At 73.6% G+C, this 20,041-nt stretch carries 19 protein-coding genes; 10 read left to right on the top strand and 9 right to left on the bottom strand.

Features of this window, described 5'->3' with window-relative positions; genetic code table 11:
- Window positions 1-2,502: a DNA gyrase/topoisomerase IV subunit A gene (locus ACFFJG_RS19785; RefSeq protein WP_378520518.1), complete on the bottom strand. Its 2,502-nt coding sequence runs from the start codon at window positions 2,500-2,502 to the stop codon at window positions 1-3.
- 102 nt (window positions 2,503-2,604) lie between these two features.
- Between ACFFJG_RS19785 and ACFFJG_RS19780 the strand changes: the two genes are divergently transcribed.
- Genes ACFFJG_RS19780 through ACFFJG_RS19770 form a run of 3 tightly spaced genes read left to right on the top strand, consistent with a single transcriptional unit; the run spans window position 2,605 to window position 7,081 of the window.
- On the top strand, window positions 2,605-5,328 hold the full coding sequence (locus ACFFJG_RS19780; protein WP_378520517.1) for a bifunctional acetate--CoA ligase family protein/GNAT family N-acetyltransferase: 2,724 nt from the start codon (window positions 2,605-2,607) through the stop codon (window positions 5,326-5,328).
- Window positions 5,329-5,354: 26 nt separating this feature from the next.
- Window positions 5,355-5,936: a DUF5998 family protein gene (locus tag ACFFJG_RS19775; RefSeq protein WP_378520516.1), complete on the top strand. Its 582-nt coding sequence runs from the start codon at window positions 5,355-5,357 to the stop codon at window positions 5,934-5,936.
- A gap of 8 nt (window positions 5,937-5,944) precedes the next feature.
- The gene (locus ACFFJG_RS19770; RefSeq protein ID WP_378520515.1) at window positions 5,945-7,081 is read left to right on the top strand and encodes an alkaline phosphatase family protein; all 1,137 of its coding nucleotides are present in this window, start codon (window positions 5,945-5,947) and stop codon (window positions 7,079-7,081) included.
- A 334-nt stretch (window positions 7,082-7,415) separates the two neighbouring features.
- On the opposite strand, the gene ACFFJG_RS19765 is transcribed toward ACFFJG_RS19770, so the two are convergent.
- Window positions 7,416-8,069 (bottom strand): thymidine kinase, encoded by a 654-nt coding sequence (locus ACFFJG_RS19765; RefSeq protein ID WP_378520514.1) that lies wholly within the window; start codon window positions 8,067-8,069, stop codon window positions 7,416-7,418.
- Window positions 8,070-8,123: 54 nt separating this feature from the next.
- Here ACFFJG_RS19765 and ACFFJG_RS19760 point away from each other — a divergent pair, with 54 nt between their 5' ends.
- Window positions 8,124-8,966, top strand: a complete 843-nt coding sequence (locus ACFFJG_RS19760; protein ID WP_378520513.1) for a sulfurtransferase — start codon at window positions 8,124-8,126, stop codon at window positions 8,964-8,966.
- Between the two features lie 20 nt (window positions 8,967-8,986).
- Here the strand turns inward: ACFFJG_RS19760 and ACFFJG_RS19755 are convergent, their stop codons facing one another.
- A complete protein-coding gene (locus ACFFJG_RS19755; protein WP_378520512.1) occupies window positions 8,987-9,820 on the bottom strand; it encodes an MOSC domain-containing protein in 834 nt (277 codons plus the stop codon).
- On the bottom strand, window positions 9,820-10,830 hold the full coding sequence (gene sepH / locus ACFFJG_RS19750) for a septation protein SepH (RefSeq protein ID WP_378520511.1): 1,011 nt from the start codon (window positions 10,828-10,830) through the stop codon (window positions 9,820-9,822). The genes ACFFJG_RS19755 and sepH overlap by 1 nt, the downstream gene beginning before the upstream one ends.
- Window positions 10,831-11,002: 172 nt before the next feature.
- Here sepH and ACFFJG_RS19745 point away from each other — a divergent pair, with 172 nt between their 5' ends.
- On the top strand, window positions 11,003-11,638 hold the full coding sequence (locus tag ACFFJG_RS19745; RefSeq protein ID WP_378520510.1) for a trimeric intracellular cation channel family protein: 636 nt from the start codon (window positions 11,003-11,005) through the stop codon (window positions 11,636-11,638).
- A 7-nt stretch (window positions 11,639-11,645) separates the two neighbouring features.
- On the opposite strand, the gene ACFFJG_RS19740 is transcribed toward ACFFJG_RS19745, so the two are convergent.
- Window positions 11,646-12,968 (bottom strand): D-arabinono-1,4-lactone oxidase, encoded by a 1,323-nt coding sequence (locus tag ACFFJG_RS19740; RefSeq protein WP_378520509.1) that lies wholly within the window; start codon window positions 12,966-12,968, stop codon window positions 11,646-11,648.
- Between the two features lie 17 nt (window positions 12,969-12,985).
- A complete protein-coding gene (locus ACFFJG_RS19735) occupies window positions 12,986-14,161 on the bottom strand; it encodes an MFS transporter (protein WP_378520508.1) in 1,176 nt (391 codons plus the stop codon).
- 33 nt (window positions 14,162-14,194) lie between these two features.
- Between ACFFJG_RS19735 and ACFFJG_RS19730 the strand changes: the two genes are divergently transcribed.
- The 3 genes from ACFFJG_RS19730 (at window position 14,195) to ACFFJG_RS19720 (ending at window position 16,701) form a co-directional block, all read left to right on the top strand.
- Window positions 14,195-15,307 carry a ferrochelatase gene (locus ACFFJG_RS19730; RefSeq protein WP_378520507.1) on the top strand — a complete coding sequence of 371 codons (1,113 nt, stop codon included), beginning with the start codon at window positions 14,195-14,197 and terminating at the stop codon, window positions 15,305-15,307.
- The gene (locus tag ACFFJG_RS19725; protein ID WP_378520506.1) at window positions 15,304-16,140 is read left to right on the top strand and encodes an inositol monophosphatase family protein; all 837 of its coding nucleotides are present in this window, start codon (window positions 15,304-15,306) and stop codon (window positions 16,138-16,140) included. Before ACFFJG_RS19730 ends, ACFFJG_RS19725 begins: the two co-directional genes overlap by 4 nt.
- A 270-nt stretch (window positions 16,141-16,410) precedes the next feature.
- Window positions 16,411-16,701, top strand: a complete 291-nt coding sequence (locus ACFFJG_RS19720; protein WP_121143038.1) for a DUF4193 domain-containing protein — start codon at window positions 16,411-16,413, stop codon at window positions 16,699-16,701.
- Between the two features lie 79 nt (window positions 16,702-16,780).
- Here the strand turns inward: ACFFJG_RS19720 and ACFFJG_RS19715 are convergent, their stop codons facing one another.
- The 3 genes from ACFFJG_RS19715 to ACFFJG_RS19705 form a co-directional block, all read right to left on the bottom strand.
- Entirely contained in the window at window positions 16,781-17,335 is a 555-nt protein-coding gene (locus ACFFJG_RS19715) for a helix-turn-helix domain-containing protein (RefSeq protein WP_378520505.1), read from the bottom strand.
- A gap of 695 nt (window positions 17,336-18,030) precedes the next feature.
- Entirely contained in the window at window positions 18,031-18,357 is a 327-nt protein-coding gene (locus ACFFJG_RS19710) for a DUF4235 domain-containing protein (RefSeq protein ID WP_378520504.1), read from the bottom strand.
- Between the two features lie 10 nt (window positions 18,358-18,367).
- A complete protein-coding gene (locus ACFFJG_RS19705; protein WP_378520503.1) occupies window positions 18,368-18,832 on the bottom strand; it encodes a DUF3093 domain-containing protein in 465 nt (154 codons plus the stop codon).
- Window positions 18,833-18,859: 27 nt separating this feature from the next.
- Here ACFFJG_RS19705 and dut point away from each other — a divergent pair, with 27 nt between their 5' ends.
- Window positions 18,860-19,339, top strand: a complete 480-nt coding sequence (gene dut, locus ACFFJG_RS19700) for a dUTP diphosphatase (protein WP_378520502.1) — start codon at window positions 18,860-18,862, stop codon at window positions 19,337-19,339.
- 28 nt (window positions 19,340-19,367) lie between these two features.
- Window positions 19,368-20,039, top strand: coding sequence for a DUF3710 domain-containing protein (locus ACFFJG_RS19695; protein ID WP_378520501.1), 672 nt, complete (start codon window positions 19,368-19,370; stop codon window positions 20,037-20,039).
- Window positions 20,040-20,041 lie beyond the last annotated feature (2 nt).

Here is a 20,041-nt window from a genome sequence, read left to right as displayed (position 1 = left end):
TCAGCCTTCCACAGCGTCGCCGGCGGGGGCGTCCGCCGCGGCGGCGTCGCCCGTGACCTGTGCCGTGACGGGGGAGGCGATCGCGGCGATGGGCTGCGGAGCAGGTACGCCGGACCCGTCGCGCCGGCCGTTGGCCGCGGGCAGCTCGACCGGGGCGCCGCTCGCGGCTGCGGCCCGCGCGGGGCCGGGCCCGGCCCAGGCCGCGACGAGGGTGTCCTCGCCCTTGAGGAATCGGTGGCTGCGGACGCCTCCGGTGGCACGGCCCTTGCCGGGGTACTCGGTGAACGGCGTGACCTTCACCGAACCCGGCTCGGTGCCCTCGAGCGCGGTGGAGGACCCGGACGAGGTGACGACCACGGCGTCGGCAGGGTCGAACGCGCCGAAGAACACGACCGTCTGGCCGGCCGCGAGCTTGATGCCCGCCATGCCCCCGCCGGAGCGGCCCTGGGGACGTACGCCCGGGGCCGGGAAGTGCAGCAGCTGGGCGTCGGTGGTGATGAAGCAGAGCTCCTCCTCGCCCGTGCGCAGCTCGACCGCGCCGACGACCTCGTCGTCGTCCTTGAGCCCGATGACGTCCCAGTCGTCGCGGTTGAGCACCTCGGGGTTGACCCGCTTGACGACGCCGTCGCGGGTGCCGAGGGCGAGGCCGGGGCCGTCGCCGGCCAGCGAGGTCAGGGCCAGCACCCGCTCGCCGGCCTCCAGCGCCACCAGCTCCGACAGCGGGACGCCGCCCGCGACGTGGGGGTCGTTGGCGGTGGAGGGCAGCTCGGCGCCGATGTCGAGCACCGGGACCTTCACCAGCCGGCCGCGGTTGGTGACCAGTCCGATCTCGCCGCGCTTGGTGGTGCGCACCGCGGAGACCGTCACGTCGTGGTTGGCGCGGTCGCCGCCCGACCCGAGCGGCCCCGCGTCGCGGGTCCGGGCGAGCAGCCCGGTCGAGGACATCAGCACGAAGCAGGGGTCGTCGGAGACCTCGACGGACGCGGCGGCCGAGATCGCCGGAGCGGCGCCGAGCAGCACCGTGCGGCGCGGCGTGCCGTGCTCCTTGGCGACGTCGCCGAGCTCGTCGGAGACGACCTTCCGCAGCAGCTTCTCGTCGGCCAGGATCGCGTCGAGGTGCTCGATGGTGCGCTCCAGCTCGGCCTTCTCCTTGTCGAGCTCGAGCTTGGAGAACTTCGTCAGGCGGCGCAGCGGCATGTCGAGGATGTAGTCGGCCTGCAGCTCGGACAGCTCGAAGACCTGGATCAGCCGCTCCTTGGCCGCCGCGGCGTTGTCGGAGGACCGGATCACCTGGATGACCTCGTCGATGTCGAGGATGGCGATGAGCAGTCCGTCAACCAGGTGCAGCCGGTCGGCGGCCTTCTTGCGGCGGAAGGTCGAGCGACGCCGCACCACCTCGAAGCGGTGCTTGAGGAACACCTCGAGGAGCTGCTTGAGGCCGAGGGTGCGCGGCTGCCCGTCGACCAGGGCGACGGCGTTGATGCCGAAGGAGTCCTCCATCGCGGTCTGGCGGTAGAGCTGCTCGAGCAGCGCCTCGGGCACGAACCCGTTCTTCACCTCGATGACCAGGCGCAGGCCGTGGTCGCGGTCGCTGAGGTCCTTGATGTCGGCGATGCCCTGGAGCTTCTTGGCCATCACCAGCTTCTTGATCTGCTCCATCACCCGCTCGGTGCCGACGCCGTAGGGCAGCTCGGTGACGACGATGCCCTTGCGGCGGGCGGTGACGGACTCGACCCGCGCGGTGGCGCGCATCCGGAAGGTGCCGCGCCCCGACTCGTACGCGTCGCGGATGCCGTCGAGCCCGACGATCTTGCCGCCGGTGGGCAGGTCGGGGCCGGGGATGAACCGCATCAGGTCGTCGAGGCCGGCCTGCGGGTGGGTGATGAGGTGCTTGAGCGCCTGGACCACCTCGACCAGGTTGTGCGGCGCGATGTTGGTGGCCATGCCGACGGCGATGCCGGCCGAGCCGTTGACCAGCAGGTGGGGGATGGCCGCGGGGAGCACGACCGGCTCCATCTCGCGCGAGTCGTAGTTGGGCTTGAAGTCGACGGTGTCCTCGTCGATGGAGGCCGTCATCGCGACCGCGGCCGGCGCCATCCGGCACTCGGTGTAGCGCATCGCGGCGGGGGAGTCGTCGGGCGAGCCGAAGTTGCCGTGGCCGTCGACGGTCCGCAGCCGCATCGACCACGGCTGCGCCATCCGGACCAGGGCGTCGTAGATCGCGCCGTCGCCGTGCGGGTGCAGCCGGCCCATCACCTCGCCGACGACGCGCGCGCTCTTGACGTGGCCGCGGTCGGGACGCAGCGACATGTCGTCCATCGTGTAGAGGATGCGGCGCTGGACGGGCTTGAGACCGTCGCGGGCGTCGGGCAGGGCCCGGGAGTAGATGACGGAGTAGGCGTACTCGAGGAACGAGGTCTGCATCTCGTCGCGGATGTCGGTGTCGAGGATGTGCTCCTCGAAGTCGTCCGGGAGGGGCTGCTTCGTCGTACGGCGTGCCATGCGGCCCATTCTCGCCGGTGCCGGTGCGCCGCCGGGCGGGGGCTCGCCGGACGGGTCGACATCGGTCGGCGCGGACGGCCGGTGATTCGTTAGATTGATGCCGTGACCGACGTCGACGCCGAAGCAGCCGGGCCGGGCACGACCTCGCCCCCGCGCCACTGGGAGGCCGACGTCCTGCTCCGGGACGGCCGCACGGCGCACATCCGGCCGATGCAGCCCGAGGACCGCGCCCTGCTGGTCGAGTTCTACGCGCGCGTCTCCGACCAGTCGAAGTACTACCGCTTCTTCTCCCCGATGCCGGAGCTCTCCGAGCGCGACCTCGACCGCTTCACCCGCGTCGACCACCGCGACCGGGTGGCGCTGATCCTCACCGTCGCGGGCGAGATGATCGCGGTGGGTCGCTTCGACACGATCCGGCCCGGCTACGCCGAGGTGGCGTTCCTGGTCGAGGACCGCCACCAGGGCCGCGGCATCGGCCAGCTCCTGCTGGAGCACCTCGCGCAGGCCGGCCGCGAGCGCGGCGTCGAGGAGTTCGTCGCCGAGGTGCTGCCGGACAACCAGGCGATGATCCACACGTTCAAGGACGCCGGGTACCAGGTCAAGAGCGCCTTCGAGGACGGCGTGATGGAGCTGGTCTTCCGGATCGACCCGACCGAGACGGCCATCGGGGTGATGGAGCAGCGCGAGCACCGCGCCGAGTTCGCCTCGATCGAGCGGTTCTTCTCGCCCCGGTCCGTCGCGATCATCGGCGCCAGCCGCCGCCAGGACACGATCGGCCGCGCGCTCGTGCGCCACCTCGTCCTGGGCAACTTCGCCGGGCGCATCCACGTGGTCAACCCGAGCGCGGACTCGGTGGCCGGGATGCCGGCCTGGAAGTCGGTGGGCGAGATCCCCGGCGAGGTCGACGTGGCCATCGTCGCGGTGCCCGCCGAGGCGGTCCAGGACGTCGTCCTCGACTGCGCCGCCAAGGGCGTGCACGGGCTCGTCGTGATCTCCTCCGGCTTCGCCGAGACCGGCGAGGAGGGCCGCCAGCGCCAGCGCCGGCTCGTGGGGCTCTCGCGCTCGTACGGCCTGCGGCTGATCGGGCCCAACGCGCTCGGCATCATCAACACCGACCCCGACGTCTCGCTCAACGCCTCGCTGTCGTCGGTGATGCCGCCGCGCGGGCGTGCCGGCTTCTTCTGCCAGTCGGGCGCGCTCGGCTCGGCGATCCTCGAGAAGGTGCAGAACCGCGGCCTGGGCCTGACCACCTTCGTCAGCGCCGGCAACCGCGCGGACGTCTCGGGCAACGACCTGCTGCAGTACTGGGAGGAGGACGACGCCACCGAGGTCGTCCTGCTCTACCTCGAGTCGATCGGCAACCCGCGCAAGTTCTCCCGGATCGCGCGACGAGTCAGCCGCCGCAAGCCGATCGTCGCCGTCCGCTCGGGCCGCAGCTCCCAGGGCGTGCCGATGGGCCACGCGGTCCGCAAGATCTCGGCGCCGGCCGACGCGGTGGACGCGATGTTCCGCCAGGCGGGGATCATCCAGGTGGAGTCGCTGGAGCAGATGTTCGACGTCGCCCAGCTGCTGGCGCACCAGCCGCTGCCCCGCGGGCGGCGGGTCGCGATCGTCGGCAACTCCGACGCCCTGGGCCTGCTGGCGGCCGACGCCGCGAACTCGGTGGGCCTGGTGGTCAACAAGCAGGAGGCGCTCGGCGCCGACGCGACGGCCGAGGACTTCGAGGACGCGCTCGACGCGGCGATCGACGACCCCGAGGTCGACTCGGTGGTCGCCATCTTCATCCCGCCGCTCAATGTCGCCGGCGCCCGCGAGGACGTCGCCAACGTGCTCGCCGCGGTCGGGGAGCAGTCCGACAAGCCCATCGTGTCGACCTTCCTCGGCACCGAGGGGGTGCCCGAGCTGCTCCGGGTGCCCGACGTGGCCGGCTCGAGCGCCGGCCGCGGGTCGGTGCCGTCGTACCCCGAGGTCGAGGCGGCCGTGCGCGCGCTCGCGCGCGTGGTTGAGTACGCGGTGTGGGTGCGCGTGCCCCAGACGTCGAGCGTCGAGCCGGGCGAGGTCGACCGCGACGCCGCCCGCCACCTCGTCAACGAGGTGCTGATGCGCCACCCGGAGGGTCGTGAGCTCGACTTCCCGGAGCAGCTGCGGCTGCTGGAGGCCTACGGCATCCACCTGTGGGAGACCTACGCCGTGGAGTCGCTCGACGAGGCGGTCGCGGCGGGGGAGGACCTGGGCTGGGACGTCGTGCTGAAGGCGACCGCCGACCACCTGCGCGACCGGCCCGACCTCGCGCACGTGTGGCGCAACATCGACACCCCCGACGAGATGGCGGACGCCTGGACCACGCTCAACCAGGTGATCACCGACCCGTCGCGCGCCGGCTTCGTGGTGCAGCGCAACGCCCACCCCGGCGTGCCGGTGACGATCTCGACGATGGAGGACCCGCTCTTCGGCCCTGTGCTCTCCTTCGGGATCGGCGGACCGCTGACCGAGCTGCTCGGCGACCGCTCCTACCGGATCCCGCCGCTGGCCGACCACGACGCGCAGGACATGGTCCGCGAGATCAAGGCCTCGCCGCTGCTCTTCGGCTACCGCGGCAGCGAGATCGTCGACGTGGAGGAGATCGAGCGGCTCGTCCGCCAGGTGGCGCAGCTCCAGCACGACCTGCCGCAGGTGCGCGCGCTGCAGCTGCCGCTGGTCCTCGCCGGCGCCGACGGTGCCGCGGTGCTCGGGGCGACCGTCCGGGTGGAGCCGGTGAAGGACCCCCGCTCCGACTGGTTCGTGCGCCGGCTGTCCACGATGCCCGGGGACACGATCCCCGACTGAGCGGGGACGCGTGACAGACTTCCCCCATGGCCCGCTCCACCCGTGACGCGGACGTCTCCGACGACCTCCGCCAGGCGATCCACCGCACCGGCTACTACCCGGAGGTCGTCGCCGACGGCGTCTTCTCGGCAGCCGGGGGTGAGGACGTCGTCTCGTTCTTCGTCCACCACGAGACGACGTTCGACCACGAGGAGGTGCGACGGCACCTCACGGCGCTGCTGCTGACGCCCACGCGCCTGGTGATCGCCCACACCGACGAGCACCCCGGCGACGACCTCCTGCCCGAGCCCTACACCTCGACGACCACCGAGGCGGTGACACTCACCTCGATCCGCACGGTGGTGGTGACCCGGATGGTGGCCAACCCCACGGCGGGCGTCGCCCCGCCGGCCGAGGCGGTGCTCACCATCGGCTGGGGAGGCGTCGGACGCCTCGACCTGGAGCCGGCCGGCTGCTCGGACCCGAACTGCGACGCCGACCACGGCTACACCGGCACGCTGGCCGGCGACGACTACACCCTGCGTGTCTCCGCCGCAGCCGAGGGCAAGGACGCCGTCGGCGGCCTGCTGGCCTTCGCGGACGCGCTCTCCGCGCGCACGCGCGGCTGAGGCTGTCGGTGACCTCCACCCCGGACGCGGCCGGGCTGACCGCGCCCGCCTACGGCGACCGCTCGCTCGCCGACGTGCTCCCGTCGGTGGCGCGGGCCCTCGGCTCCCCGCTCGAGGGCCACCCGGTCGGTCTCGACCTGCCCCCGGCGCCGTCGTACGTCGTCTTCCTCGTCGACGGCCTCGGCGCCGAGCTGCTCACCCGCCACGGCCACGCCGCGCCCTACCTCTCCTCCCTCCTCGACGGCGGCACCACCGGCACCGCGGGCGTCCCCTCGACCACCGCCACGTCGCTGACCTCGCTCGGCACCGGCCTGCCCCCCGGCGCCCACGGCCTGGTCGGGTTCACCGCGCGCATCCCCGGCACCGACCGGCTGCTCAACCACCTCGGCTGGGACAAGCACGTCGACCCGACCGAGTGGCAGCCCCACCCGACGGCCTTCGGGCGGCTCGCCCACGCCGGGGTCCACGTCACCTCGGTCAACAAGCGCGACTTCAACGGGTCCGGGCTCACCGTCGCCTCCCAGCGCGGCGCCACCTACGTCGGCGCCGACCGGGTCGGCGAGCGGATCGCCGCCACCGTCGCCGCCTCCGCCCACGCCCCGTCGCTGACCTACGTCTACGACTCCGACCTCGACTGGACCGGCCACAAGTTCGGCGTCGCGTCGTCGCAGTGGCTGCAGCAGCTGGCGATGGTCGACGCCGAGGCCGAGCAGCTGCGCGAGGCGCTGCCGTCCGCCACCCGCCTGCTCGTCGTGGCCGACCACGGCATGGTCGACAGCCCGTCGTCCGCGCGCGTCGACGTCGACGAGGTCGACGGCATGCGTGACGGCGTGGCGCTGATCGGCGGCGAGGCGCGCTTCCGACACGTCTACTGCGCGGCCGGTGCCGTCGACGACGTCGTCGCGACTTGGCGCGAGGTGCTGGGCGCCCGCGCGACCGTCCTGAGTCGAGAGGACGTGGTCGGGCGTGGCTGGTTCGGCTCGGTGGCCCCGGGCGTGCTGCCGCGCCTCGGCGACGTGATGGTCGCCTGCCACGACGACACGGCGATCGTGTCCACCCGCGACTTCCCCTACGAGAACACCCTCGTCGGCCTCCACGGGTCGCTGACGCCGGCGGAGATGCGGATCCCCATCCTCGTCGGCTGAGGACCACCCCGGCCCTCGTCCGGCGTCCGGATGAGGCGGCGGTCGCGACACTGGCCCATGAGTCTCCTGGAGACTCACTGCTCCGGGCCCCCCGTCGGCGCCCGCCCGGCCGGCACTGGCCCTTGAGTCTCCTGGAGACTCAAGGTCGTGGCCTGGCCGCGCGTGCGGTCGGCGTCGGGGCCCATGCTGGCCCTCGAGTCTCCTGGAGACTCACGGTCGATCGGGGGGGAGCGGAGACGCCGCAAGATGCCGTGAGTCTCCGAGAGACTCACTGGCCAGTGCCGCGGGGGAGTCCGTCGCAGGACTCGCCACGGGGTCGGGATGGGCCGGCCGCTCAGCCGAACGGCAGCGGCTCCGGTGCCAGACTGACCGCCTTGGCGCGCGCGGCGGTGAGCCGGCGGCGGTGGTGCTGGCGGCAGAGCACCTCGTACGCCACGTCGGCGGGCGGCTCGTCGGCCTGGTCGACGTCGCCGACGACGACGACCTCGCCGTCGGTCACCATGGCGCCGTTCTCGGTGCGGGCGTTGTGGGTGGCGCGCTTGCCGCACCAGCACAGCGCCTCGACCTGGAGCACGTTCATCCGGTCGGCGAGCTCGACGAGCCGGCCGCTGCCGGGGAACAGCTGGGTGCGGAAGTCGGTGAGGATGCCGAAGGCGAAGACGTCGATCTGCAGCTCGTCGACGACCTTGGCGAGCTGGTCGATCTGCGCGGCGGAGTAGAACTGGGCCTCGTCGCAGATCAGGTAGTCGATCCGGCCGCCACGGGTGAGGGTGTCCACGACGTACTTCCAGAAGTCGAAGTCGCTGTCGACCTCGAGCGCGTCGTGGGTCAGGCCGAGACGGCTCGACAGCACGGCCTGGCCGGCGCGGTCGTGGGTGGTGAAGATCCGCCCCACCCGGCCGCGTGCGGCGTGGTTGTGGTTGGTCTGGAGCGCCAGCGTCGACTTGCCGGAGTCCATCGTGCCCGTGAAGAAGTGCAGTTCAGCCATGTCCGGGCGATCTTGTCACAGCCGCAGGCCCGGACGACGGCTACCGTGCCGGGCATGGACCAGGTCGTCAGCCCCGCCCCGCGCAGGCAGCCGCTCATCAGCACCGACGAGCTCGCGGCGACGCTCGGGGAGGTCACCGTCCTCGACGTGCGCTACGCGATGGGGGGTCCGCCCGGGCGCGAGGAGCACCGCGCCGGGCACGTGCCGGGCGCGGCGTACGTCGACCTCGACGCCGACCTGGCCGACCTGCCCGGCGACGGTGGCCGGCACCCGCTGCCCGACGAGGCGCGCTTCGCCGAGGCGATGCGGCGCGCGGGCGTGCGGGGCGACCGCCCCGTGGTGGTCTACGACGACTGGCAGGGCCGCGCGGCCGCGCGGGCGTGGTGGCTGCTGCGCTTCCACGGCCACGACGACGTACGGGTGCTCGACGGCGGCTGGACCGCATGGCGCGAGGACGGCCACCCGGTCGAGTCGGGCGACGTCACGCCAGACCCAGGGGACTTCACGGTGTCGGCCGACAAGCAGATGGCGGTCGTCGGGCCCGACGACGTGCAGGACGTGGAGGTGCTCGTCGACGCCCGCGCGGCGGAGCGGTACGCGGGCGAGACCGAGCCGGTCGACCGGGTGGCCGGACACATCCCCGGCGCGGTCAACGTCCCGACCACCGAGAACCTCGACGAGCGAGGTCGCTTCCTCCCGCCCGAGCGGCTCCGGGAGGTCTACGCCCGCGTCGGGGCAGAGGTGGCGGGGACCGTGGCGGCGTACTGCGGGTCGGGTGTGACCGCCGCGCACGACCTCGTGGCGATGGAGGCGGCCGGCATCGAGGCGGCGCTCTACCCCGGCAGCTGGAGCGGGTGGGTCACCGACCCGGACCGGCCGGTCGCGACCGGACGCTGACGGCCGCGGGCAGCCACGGGTCAGCGGGCGACGACCTCGTCACCGACCGACACGCGGCCGGTCGTCTCGGGCACCACGTGCACCGCGAACAGCGTCTTGCCGCCGACGAGCCGGCGACGCGCCAGCGTGCGGACCGGCTCCTTGCCGGTCGTCAGCGTGTCGAGGTCGATCGTCGTGACCACGCATCGGCCGACCGGCTTGGCGACGCGGAAGCGGACCTCGCCGACCGTCAGCGACGTCCATCGGTCCTCCGCGAACGGCTCGTCGCCGTCGACCACGAGGTTGGGGCGGAACCGGTCGATCGCGAGCGGACCAGGCGGTTCCTCCCCACGCTCGAGCGCCTCCTCGACGATCCAGTCGTCGAGCTGCCGCAAGGAGGCCAGCGAGGCGACCGTGACCGGGAACGAGTCGGCGAACGCGGTGTGGTCGCGCTCGGAGGAGTAGCCCGGCTGGAGGCGTCGCCGGTGCGGCTCGTGGCACCACACCAGACGTACGTCGTCGCGGCCGAGCGCCTTGGCCAGCCAGGCGTCGGCGTCGGGGATCGGCACGGCGGTCAGGTCGAGGGAGAACAGCCGGACGGGCAAGGCGTCACCGGTCGGGACGTCCAGGTCGAGGTCGTCGAGGTCCGGGGCCCGCAGGCGCAGCGCGCGCCTCACCGTGGGGTCGGTCGACGGCGTGTCGGCGACGACGGTGAGCAGCGCGTGGACCTCCCGTGACGACACGAGCCGTCCCGAGCCGTCGACGACCATCCACGACCGGTCGTCGACCAGGCCGCGGGGCTCCACGGACGCCGAGGCCACCGACCGCACCGCGCCTGACTTGAGCGGGTGGACCCCCAGGCGAAGCAGCCGCATCAGTCGTTCTTGCCGCCGCCGAACATGATCTCGTCCCAGCTCGGCACCGAGGCGCGGCCGCGCTTGCGGGCGGGCTTGCTGCGCGGCTCGACCGGCGGCTGCGCGGCGGGCGCCTCCTCGGCGGGCTCGCCGGCGTCGTCGCGCGGGGCGGCGCCGCGGTCCACCGCACCGCGATCGGCGCTGGGGACGTCGGTGCCCTCGAGGTAGGCCTCGACGGGCCGCTCGGCGCCCAGCTCGTCGGACAGGGCGGTCAGCTCGGCCGTGGCCTCGTTGGCCGAATCGTCGTCGGGTGCCGGGGCACGGTCGGTCGTGACCATCTCGATGGCGTCGTCACCCAGGGGGAGCTCGTCGGCGCCGACCGAGCTGAGCCGACGCTGGCGGGCGGCGGCCAGGTCGTCGGAGGCCGGCGCCGCGGGGGAGGCTTCGGCTGCGGGGGCAGGGACGTCGCCGACGAGCCATCGGGCGTCGTCGTCGTCGACGGTGACGAAGCTGCCGCGCGGGTCGTGGGAGAAGGTCGCGGTGCCGATGCGGCCGGCGACGTCGTAGGCCGCGGTGAGGGTCCAGCGACCGTCCTCCCGGCGCCAGGCGTCCCACTCGACCTGGGAGGGGTCGACGTTGTGCGAGCGGAGCTGGGCGCCGACCGCCTCGCCGAGCGTCCGGGCGCCGGACTCGGTCGAGCGGCGGCGCACCGACGCCAGCTGCGCGCGCTCGGCGACGTGGGCGCGCTCGGCGAGGACCGGTGCCGCGAACGGCATGATCTTCTCCACCGAGGTCCCCGCGGCGTGAGCGACCGACTCCGGAGTCTCACCCGCGCGGATGCGCGCCTGGATGTCGCGGGGGCGGAGGCTTGATTCCATCGGGATCTCCAACTGGCCGGTGCGGTCGGGCACGCCCGTGAGGGCGCGGCGGAGCCGGGCGTCGATCACCAGCGTGTGCTCCCGACCCTCGTCGTCCACCAGCAGCAGGCGCTTGCCGTCACCGCTGCGTCCGGTGAACGTCAGCTGGGCCATGGTCGGCGGGCTCCTGACTGCGGCTGGTGGTCGGCTGGTGGTCTCGGCTGGTCGCGGGTGGGCGGGTGTCGTGCGCTCGGCGTGCGTTCCGGCGAGCCTACGCCAGCGCGGGGTCGCCACGGCGCTCCACCTGCGGCGCGCCCGCGGGTGGCCGGCGGGATAATCTTCGCGCGTGCCGTCGCCCGAGCTGTCCACCATGCTGGTGGTCCTCGACCTCGTCGGCATCTTCGTGTTCTCGGTCACCGGGGCCCTCGTCGCGGTCCGCAAGCACCTCGACCTCTTCGCCGCCACGGTGCTCGCCGGCGTGACCGGCCTGGGCGGCGGGTTCATCCGCGACGTCCTCATCGGCGCCACCCCGCCGGCGGCGCTCGCCGACTGGCGCTACCTCCTCGTCCCGGCCACCGCGGGGCTGCTCACCTTCGTGTTCCACCCGACGGTCGGCCGTCTCGAGCGGGTGGTCACCCTCTTCGACGCCTTCGGGCTCGCGCTCTTCTGCGTGACCGGCGCGCTCAAGGCCGTCGACTACGGCCTCGGCCCGCTGCCCGCGGCGCTGATGGGCATGGTCACCGGCATCGGCGGGGGCGTCATCCGCGACGTGCTCGCCGGTCGGGTGCCGGTCATCTTCGAGGGCGTCCTCTACGCGACCCCGGCGCTCGCGGGCGCGGCCGTCGCCGTCGTGCTCGACCGGGCCGACCTGTCGCTGCTCGTGGTGGCCGCCGCGGGCTTCGGCACCTGCCTGGGCTGGCGGCTGCTGGCGCTGGTGCGCGGGTGGCAGGCGCCGATGCCCCGCGGCCCGGCCAACGTCTGAGACGGTCTCAGTCGCCGAGCACCCGGCGCAGGTACGCGTTGGCGAAGACCCGGTAGGGGTCGAGCCGCTCGCGCATCGCGAGGAAGTCGTCGAAGCGGTCGTACGCCGGAGCGAGGTCGGCCGCCGTGCGGGTGTGGACCTTGCCCCAGTGCGGGCGACCCCCTGCCTCCCGCAGCACGGGCTCGAGGCCGCCGAAGTAGGCGCGGTGGTCGGTGTCCATCGGCACGTGGAAGGCCAGGTAGAAGCTGTCGCGTCCGTGCGAGGTCGACAGCGGCACGTCGTCGGCGGGCGCGGTGCGGATCTCGACCGGGAACGCGACGCGCCAGTCGCTCGCCTCGACCAGGCGGCGGCACTCGCGCAGCACGTCGAGCCCGACCTCGCGCGGGACGGCGTACTCCATCTCGCGGAACCGGACCCGGCGCGGGCTGACGAACACGCGGTGCGCGAGGTCGGAGTAGGTGCGCTCGGACAGGGCGTGACCGGCGAGCCGGTTGATCCGGGGGACCAGCGCCGGCACCCGCGACCCGACGCGGCACAGGGCGCCGAACACGGTGTTGGAGACCAGCTCGTCCTCCCACCACGCGGCCAGGGCCGACGGCGGGTCCTGCTCGCCCGGCTCCAGGTCGGTGCGGACGTTCTGCTTGACCATCATCGCGTCGGTGTGGGGGAACCAGTACATGTCGACGTGGTGGGACGCCGCCACCATGTCGTCGTAGGACTCGAGCGCCTCGTCCCAGCGCATCGGCTGCTCGTGCGCCTCGACGACGAAGAGCGGCTCGACGTGGAAGGTCAGCGCGGTGAGCACGCCGAGGGCACCGAGCCCGACGCGGGCGACGTCGAGGACGTCGGGGTTCTCCTCAGCCGACGCACGCACGACCTCGCCGGTGCCGTCGACGAGCTCGAGGCCCGCGAGCTGGGCGGCGAGCCCGGCGGCGACCCCGCCGGTGCCGTGGGTGCCGGTCGACGTGGCGCCGGCGAGGGTCTGCTCGGCGATGTCACCCATGTTGTGAAGCGACAGGCCCAGCCGCTCCAGGGTCAGGTTGAGCTCCTTGAGCGGGGTGCCGGCCCGGGCGGTGGCCGTCATGGCCTCGCGGTCGACCGCGAGCACCCCGGTCATCGCCCCTGGCGTCAGCAGGGTGTGCTCCGGAGCGGCGATCGCGGTGAAGCTGTGGCCGGTGCCGGTCATCTTGACGGTCGTGCCGTCGCGCCGGGCCCGGCGCACGGCGTCGACGACCGCCGCCACGTCGGCCGGTTCCTCGACGTGCTCCGGCACGGCCTCCTCCAGGCCTGACCAGTTGCGCCAGCGGGTGCCGTCGAAGGGCGTGCTCATGCCCGCACGTTAGGGCATCAGGTGGGGCCCGGGCGGGCGGTCTGCGCGACGAGCGCGCCGAGGACGCCGCCGGCGAGCGCGACGACGTACGCCGCCGACGCCCCGCTGTGGTCGACGACGAGGCCGGCGACGCTGGCGCCGGGCGCCACGCCCGCCACGATCCCCGTGTGGAGGATGGCCATCCCCTCGGTGAGGCGGCCCGACGGCACGTGCTGCTCCACCATCGTCATCGTGCCGATGAGGGTGGGCGCGATGGACAGTCCGCCCACCAGCAGGACCACCGCCATCACCGGCACCGACCCGATGAACGGCAGCGGCGCCATCGCCAGCGCCATCGCGGCCGAGCCCCAGCGCAGCCGGTGCTCGGGCCCGCTGCGCCACGCGATCGCGCCCGTCACCAGCCCGGCGACCAGGCTGCCGAAGGACCACGCCGCCAGCAGCCAGCCGGCGACCCAGCGCCGTCCCTGCTCCTCGGCGAACGCGACGGTGGTGACCTCCGCGGCACCGAACAGCGCCCCCAGCGTGAGGCAGACCAGCGCCAGCGGCAGGACCAGCCGCCACGGCATCGGCGGGCGCTCACCGGCCGGCGACGTCCGCCGCGCCGGTGGCTCGGTCGACCGCTGGAGCGCGAACGCGAACGTCCCGACGACCCCGGTGACCAGCGCCGTCGTGAGCCCCGCGACGGGGTGCCAGCTCGTCGCGAGCAACGTCACCACGACGGGACCGACCACGAAGACGACCTCGTCGAGCACCGCCTCCAGCGCGAAGGCCGTCTGCTTCTCGCCGGACTCCTCGAGCAGGTGCGACCAGCGCGTGCGCACGCTCGCGCCGACCTGCGGCAGCGCCGCACCGGCGACGGCGGCGAAGACGTAGGTCCACGGGCGCGCCCAGCCCTGCTCGACCGCCAGCATCATCAGCGCGAGGCCGGCGCCGAACACCGAGATCGCGACCGGCAGCACCCGGAACTGGCCGAAGTGGTCGACCCAGCGGCCGTGCAGCACCGCGAACGCGGCCTCGGCGAGCACGAAGGTGGCCGACACGGTCCCGGCCAGGCCGTAGGAGCCGGTGCGGTCCTCGACGAGCAGCACGATGCCCAGCCCGACCATCGAGATCGGCAGCCGTGCGACGAGTCCGGCAGCGCTGAAGGCGAAGGCGCCGGGGCGCCGCAGCACGCGGCCGTAGGAGTCGAGCATCGCCCGTATCGTAGGGCGATCTACGCTGACGGCATGAATCCTGCGCAGCCCGACGTGCAGCCCTACGACGCCCTGCTCCTGCTCTCCTTCGGAGGCCCGGAGAAGCCGGAGGACGTGGTGCCGTTCCTCGAGAACGTCACCCGCGGCCGCGGCATCCCACGCGAGCGCCTGGAGCAGGTGGGCGAGCACTACTTCCTCTTCGGCGGCAAGTCCCCGATCAACGACCAGAACCGGGCCCTCATCGCGGCCCTGGAGAAGGACTTCGCCGAGCAGGGGATCGACCTGCCGGTCTACTTCGGCAACCGCAACTGGGACCCCTACCTCGCCGACACCCTCGCCCGGATGACCGCCGACGGGGTGCAGCGGGCGGCGGTCTTCGCCACGTCGGCGTACTCGTCGTGGTCGTCGTGCCGGCAGTACCGGGAGAACCTGTACGACGCCGTGGAGGCCGTGCCGGGTGCGCCGCGGCTCGACAAGCTCCGGCAGTACCACAACCACCCCGGCTTCGTGGACCCCAACGTCGACGCCGTCCTCGCCGCGCTGGCCGAGCTGCCCGACGGTGGCGAGCGGGCGCGCCTGGTGTTCGTGACGCACTCGATCCCGACCGCGATGTCCGAGACGAGCGGCTCGCTCGACCCGGCAGGTCAGCCGCGCGGCGCGTACGTGCGCCAGCACCGCAGCACCGCCGACGAGATCGCCCGGCGGGTCAAGGAGGCCACCGGCCGCGCCCACCGCCACGACCTCGTCTACTGCTCGCGCTCCGGCGCCCCGTCCACGCCGTGGCTGGAACCCGACGTCAACGACCACCTCGAGGACCTCGCGACCGACGGCGTCGACTCCGTCGTCATCGCGCCGATCGGCTTCGTCTCCGACCACATGGAGGTCATCTACGACCTCGACACCGAGGCGATGGAGACCGCCGAGAAGCTCGGGATCCGCGCCGTCCGTGCGGCGTCGGCCGGCGTCGACCCACGATTCGTGGCGATGGTGCGCGACCTCGTGCTGGAGCGGGCCGCCGCCGAGCGGGGCGAGTCGCCCGAGCGTCCGGTCGTCGGCTCGATGGGGGCCGGCCCCGACGTCTGCGGTGTCGGCTGCTGCCCCAACGCCCGCGGCGAGCGCCCGGCACTGTGCGGCGCTGACTCGTGAGCGCTGCCCGGGGTGTCCCGGCGCCGGCCGACCTGCGTGACCTCGCCGTCGCGCTCGCGCGGGAGGGTGCGGAGCTCGCGCGCGACATGCGCCGCGGCGGCATCGAGGTGGCCGACACCAAGAGCAGCGCCGTCGACGTGGTCACCGAGGCCGACCGCGCCGTCGAGGACCTGCTGAGGCGCCGCATCGCCGAGCACCGGCCCGACGACGCGGTGCTGGGCGAGGAGGGCGACGACCTCCCCGGCACCAGCGGGGTCCGGTGGGTCGTGGACCCCATCGACGGCACGGTCAACTACCTCTACGGCCTCGCGGACTGCGCCGTCTCGGTGGCGGTCGAGGTCGGCGGCGAGGTCGTCGCCGGAGCGGTCGTCGCGATCTGGACCGGCCTGACGTACGCCGCCGCCCGCGGCGAGGGCGCGACGCGCGACGGACTCCCCATCCGGGTCCGCCCGGTGCCGCCCGCGGGCGAGCGGCTCGTCCTCACCGGGTTCGGCTACCAGCGCGAGGTGCGCGAGCACCAGGCCGCCTGCGTCGCGCGGCTGCTCCCCGAGGTGCGCGACATCCGCCGGATGGGCTCGTGCGCGCTCGACCTGTGCCACGTCGCGGAGGGCGCCGCCGACGGCTACGTCGAGGCCGGCCCCCAGCCCTGGGACCACGCTGCCGGGGGACTCGTCCTCGCCGAGGCCGGCGGGCGGTTCGAGCTGCTCGAGGGCCGGACGACGCCCGGCGGGACGCCGGCGCGGGTCGTCGTGGTCGGGAGTCCTGCGGACGGCTGGGACGGGTTCGTGTCGACGCTCGCGGACGCCGGGTTCTTGGAGTCCGTGGCTCCCTGACGCCCCGGCTGCCGAGGCGTTCGGGACCGCCCGAACAGGTGGTCGGTTCCGGGCCGTTCCCCGGGGGAGCTGCCGCGCAATTGTCGGGGATCCGCCTGGGGCTCGCCGGGGAATAGGGAGACCGGTGCCACTGTTCAGGCGACACGTCGCGGACCGGCTCACCACGGAGCCGGTTCATGGTGCACAATCTGGCGCCGACGACGAGCACAGCTGGCGACGTCCGCGCCGCGATCCAGCGCGACGCCCGCCACGGCAGGGGAGAGGGAATCGATGGCTACCGACTACGACGCACCACGCAAGACCGAGGAGGACCAGAGCGAGGAGAGCATCGAGGAGCTCAAGGCGCGGCGTCACGACAAGAACTCGGGCAAGGTCGACGAGGACGAGACCGAGGCGGCCGAGTCCTTCGAGCTCCCCGGAGCCGACCTGTCGCACGAGGAGCTCGCGGTCGAGGTCATGCCTCGGCAGGACGACGAGTTCACCTGCATGAGCTGCTTCCTGGTGCACCACCGCTCGCAGCTGGCGGACGAGAAGAAGCTCATCTGCCGCGACTGCATCTGAGCAGTCCACCACCGGTCACGACGGCGCCCGGCCCTGTCAGGGGCGGGCGCTGTGTCGTGCCCGGGGTCAGGACGCCAGGTCAGGACGCCGGGTTGGGACGCTCGAGGACCGCTCGACGCCGTGCCTCCCGCCGCTCGTCGAGGTGCACGACCTCAGCAGCGAGCTGGTGGAGCGCCGGGTGGTCGTCGGGCGTGCCGTGCATCAGCCGCTCGACCCGCTTCCAGTGGTGACCCAGGCGGTACCTGATCGCCGGGTCCTGCGCCTGACGGGACCGGCGGACCCACGCGAACGCCTCCACCGACGTCATCGTCCGCAGCTCCCGTGGCACCCACCACCCCGTCGCCCTCAGGTCGACGTGCGCCGGGAACCGGCTGCCGCCGCGCGTGCGGGCACCGTCGGCCCGCATCGGGTCCACCTGCTCGCCCGTGAGGCGGTCGTGGACCGACGCGACCAGTCCGGCCAGGCGCAGCAGCCGCTCGAGCACGCTCACGCGGGGGCTGGTGCGGCCGGTCTCCCACCGGGCCACCACCGACTGGGAGACGTCGAGCAGTGCGGCGAGGCCGCGCTGGGAGACGTCCAGGATGCGACGTACCCGCCGCACCAGGCCGGGCACCTGCCCCGCGAACGGGCCCATCCACCACCAGGCGCGCTCCTCCTCGGTCCACGTCGCGAGGCACTCCCACGGCGGGTCCTCCTGGCTGAACGCCGGCTCCCGCGTTCCTTCGCCGCCGTGAGGGGAGTCCGTGCCTGTGGCCGCGTTCCCGCTGACGCCAGTGTCGGACCCAGCGCCTCCGTCCGTCCGGTCTCCTCCGTCGTCCCTCGTCGCCATGGCAGCTCCGTCCTGGTGGGGCGTCCCCGGTGGACGCCGCTGGGGAGCCATCACACGCCGCCCGTGCGACAACCGCTCGTCGTCTTCCACAGCGGGGCTTCACGAGCAGGTCGGAAGTGGGTCTGTGGACGCCTGCTGGCCCGCTTCACCGCGCCATCGCCGCACTGGCCCGTGAGTCTCCAGGCGACTCAGGGTGCCGACGCCACCCGCCCCGCCTTGAGTCGCTCAGCGACTCACCGGCACGGGATTGACGGGTCCGGCGGCGACGCATCGCATTGAGTCTCTGACGGACTCACGGGCGAGGGTCGCCGGCTGTCGAGGCGGGGACGCGCTGACGTTGAGTCTCTGACGGACTCGAGGGTGAGGGTCGCCGGGCCTGCTGGTCGCCGGGTTCGCGCCACGAACGGTTCTGCCCTCAGGGGCAGGGCGCGTCGGCGCGAGCACGGGCTCGGACGGCGCGCGCGTGCGACGGACCGAGCTTGGGGAGGGAGCCGAAGGGATCAGGACTGGGCGGCAGGCGCGTTCTTGGCGTCCTGTCCGTCTTTCTGCAGCTGCGGGGGGAGGTGGCCGGTGGAGCGGGCGTAGTAGTGCGCCGCTCGGCGCGAGGCCAGCATCCGGGCCACACCGATCAAGGCGCCGCTGATCGTGGCCCACATGACCGCCTCGGGCACGCTGACGTCGGGGTCGGCCGGGTTGGCCGGCGGGTTCTTGCCGGTGGTGGCGCGCCACGAGGTGGTGAGGGCCTTCTTGGCGACGGCCGCGGCACCGAGGGCGGCGGCGAGCGAGAACGCCGAGTAGAACTTGCTGGACGAGTCCGAAGAGGCCATGGGCGCAACCCTACCCAGCAGGCGTGCCGGTCCGGCCCACCCGCACGGCCGAGACGAGGTCGTCCGGGCGGCGGCAGCTGAGCAACCAGTACGGGGCCGGGTCGGCCGGGTCGGTGATCTCCACCTTGACCGCACGCTTGAGGTAGGGCCGGAGCAGCAGGTACGCGCGGGCGTCGGCGTCGCGGCCCGCCATCAGGCGTACGTCCTCCGGCGCGAGAGCGACGACCTCACCGACGTGCTGGAGGCCGACGTGCGCCTTCCCGGCGCGGAGCTCGCCGGCGCCCACGCCGACGCGGGCGCGGCCGTAGGAGAGGAACAGGGCGGCCATCAGCGCGATGCAGGCCGCGCCGACGGCGTGGCCCCACGCGGTGTGGTCGGGGACTGCGGCGACGATCGCCAGCCAGAGGGACGCCACCAGCATCGTGCCCTGCGCCCACCAGCGCAGCGGGACGGTGAGGCGTTCGGCGTAGTCCACGGCGCAGAGCCTATAGATTGCCTCCTCGTGCCCGACCACGACCCACACCCGCCCGCCGCCGACCTCGAGATCGCGGTGGTCCGGCTCGACACGGAGCTCCCGCTCCCGTCGTACGCGCACCCGGGAGACGCCGGCGCCGACCTCCACACCACCGTCGACCTGACGCTGGCGCCGGGGGAGCGGGCGCTGGTGCCGACGGGCATCTCGATCGCCCTGCCGGACGGGTACGTCGCGCTGGTGCACCCGCGCTCGGGGCTGGCCTCGCGGCACGGGCTGTCGATCGTCAACACCCCCGGCACGGTCGACGCGGGCTACCGCGGTGAGATCAAGGTCCTCCTCATCAACCACGACCCCGTCGAGCCCGTGACCCTGCACCGCGGCGACCGCATCGCGCAGCTCGTCGTCCAGCGCTTCGAGCGCGCCCGCTTCGTCGAGGTGGGGGTGCTGCCCACGTCGGTCCGCGGTGACGGGGGCTACGGTTCTACAGGTACCGGTTCGCGTCCGTGAGCCGAGACGAGCACGAAGGAGCAACGACGTGAGGTTCCGCCGCAAGGCCGAGGAGACCGCCACGAGCGCCGAGGCGACCACGACCCCGGTCGCGTCGTCCACCGAAGCCCACGACGCGCCCGACGCAGCCGCGGCGGGCACCTCGCCCGCAGCCGGCGCTGGGCCATTCGACGCCGCTCAGGTCGAGGGCGACGGCATCGAGCGGGCCGACCTCGGCTCGGTGCTCGTCCCCGCGATCGCCGACCGCGAGCTCCGCCTCCAGGTCGACGAGGCCTCGGGCGAGGTGCGCGCGGTCATGCTGGCCGGCCCCGACGGCGCGTGCGAGTTCCAGGCGTTCGCCGCCCCCCGCAACGGCGACCTCTGGTCGACCGTCCGCCCCCAGATCGCCGAGGACCTCGCCCGCCGTGGCGGCACAGCCGAGGAGCGCGAGGGTCGCTGGGGCACCGAGCTCGTCTGCGCCCTGCCGGTGCAGCGTCCCGACGGCACCGTCGCGACGCAGCCCTCGCGGATCATCGGCATCAACGGCGAGCGGTGGTTGCTGCGCGCCTCCTTCCTGGGCCGGCCGGCCGTGGAGCCGGAGGCGACCCCGGAGTGGGAGGACGCGCTCGCGCAGGTCGTCGTACGCCGTGGCGAGCAGGCCATGCCCGTCGGCGAGCCGCTGCCCGTCCGGCTGCCGGACGACGCCCGTCGGGTGCGGTGAGC

Source organism: Nocardioides zeicaulis, assembly GCF_042432345.1.
Taxonomy (GTDB): Bacteria; Actinomycetota; Actinomycetes; order Propionibacteriales; family Nocardioidaceae; genus Nocardioides; species Nocardioides zeicaulis.
Note: the sequence above shows the minus strand (reverse complement) of the source record. Positions and strands in the feature narration are given on the sequence as shown.

What these genes read in the sequence shown, in the direction of transcription:
- ACFFJG_RS19735 (WP_378520508.1), bottom strand. Translation starts at nt 14,161, where the DNA reads ATGCTCGACTCCTACGGCCGCGTGCTGCGGCGCCCCGGCGCCTTCGCC.
- ACFFJG_RS19765 (WP_378520514.1), bottom strand. Translation starts at nt 8,069, where the DNA reads ATGGCTGAACTGCACTTCTTCACGGGCACGATGGACTCCGGCAAGTCG.
- ACFFJG_RS19785 (WP_378520518.1), bottom strand. Translation starts at nt 2,502, where the DNA reads ATGGCACGCCGTACGACGAAGCAGCCCCTCCCGGACGACTTCGAGGAG.
- ACFFJG_RS19730 (WP_378520507.1), top strand. Translation starts at nt 14,195, where the DNA reads ATGAATCCTGCGCAGCCCGACGTGCAGCCCTACGACGCCCTGCTCCTG.
- ACFFJG_RS19775 (WP_378520516.1), top strand. Translation starts at nt 5,355, where the DNA reads ATGGCCCGCTCCACCCGTGACGCGGACGTCTCCGACGACCTCCGCCAG.
- ACFFJG_RS19755 (WP_378520512.1), bottom strand. Translation starts at nt 9,820, where the DNA reads ATGCGGCTGCTTCGCCTGGGGGTCCACCCGCTCAAGTCAGGCGCGGTG.
- ACFFJG_RS19760 (WP_378520513.1), top strand. Translation starts at nt 8,124, where the DNA reads ATGGACCAGGTCGTCAGCCCCGCCCCGCGCAGGCAGCCGCTCATCAGC.
- sepH (WP_378520511.1), bottom strand. Translation starts at nt 10,830, where the DNA reads ATGGCCCAGCTGACGTTCACCGGACGCAGCGGTGACGGCAAGCGCCTG.
- ACFFJG_RS19740 (WP_378520509.1), bottom strand. Translation starts at nt 12,968, where the DNA reads ATGAGCACGCCCTTCGACGGCACCCGCTGGCGCAACTGGTCAGGCCTG.
- ACFFJG_RS19715 (WP_378520505.1), bottom strand. Translation starts at nt 17,335, where the DNA reads ATGGGCCCGTTCGCGGGGCAGGTGCCCGGCCTGGTGCGGCGGGTACGT.
- ACFFJG_RS19720 (WP_121143038.1), top strand. Translation starts at nt 16,411, where the DNA reads ATGGCTACCGACTACGACGCACCACGCAAGACCGAGGAGGACCAGAGC.
- ACFFJG_RS19710 (WP_378520504.1), bottom strand. Translation starts at nt 18,357, where the DNA reads ATGGCCTCTTCGGACTCGTCCAGCAAGTTCTACTCGGCGTTCTCGCTC.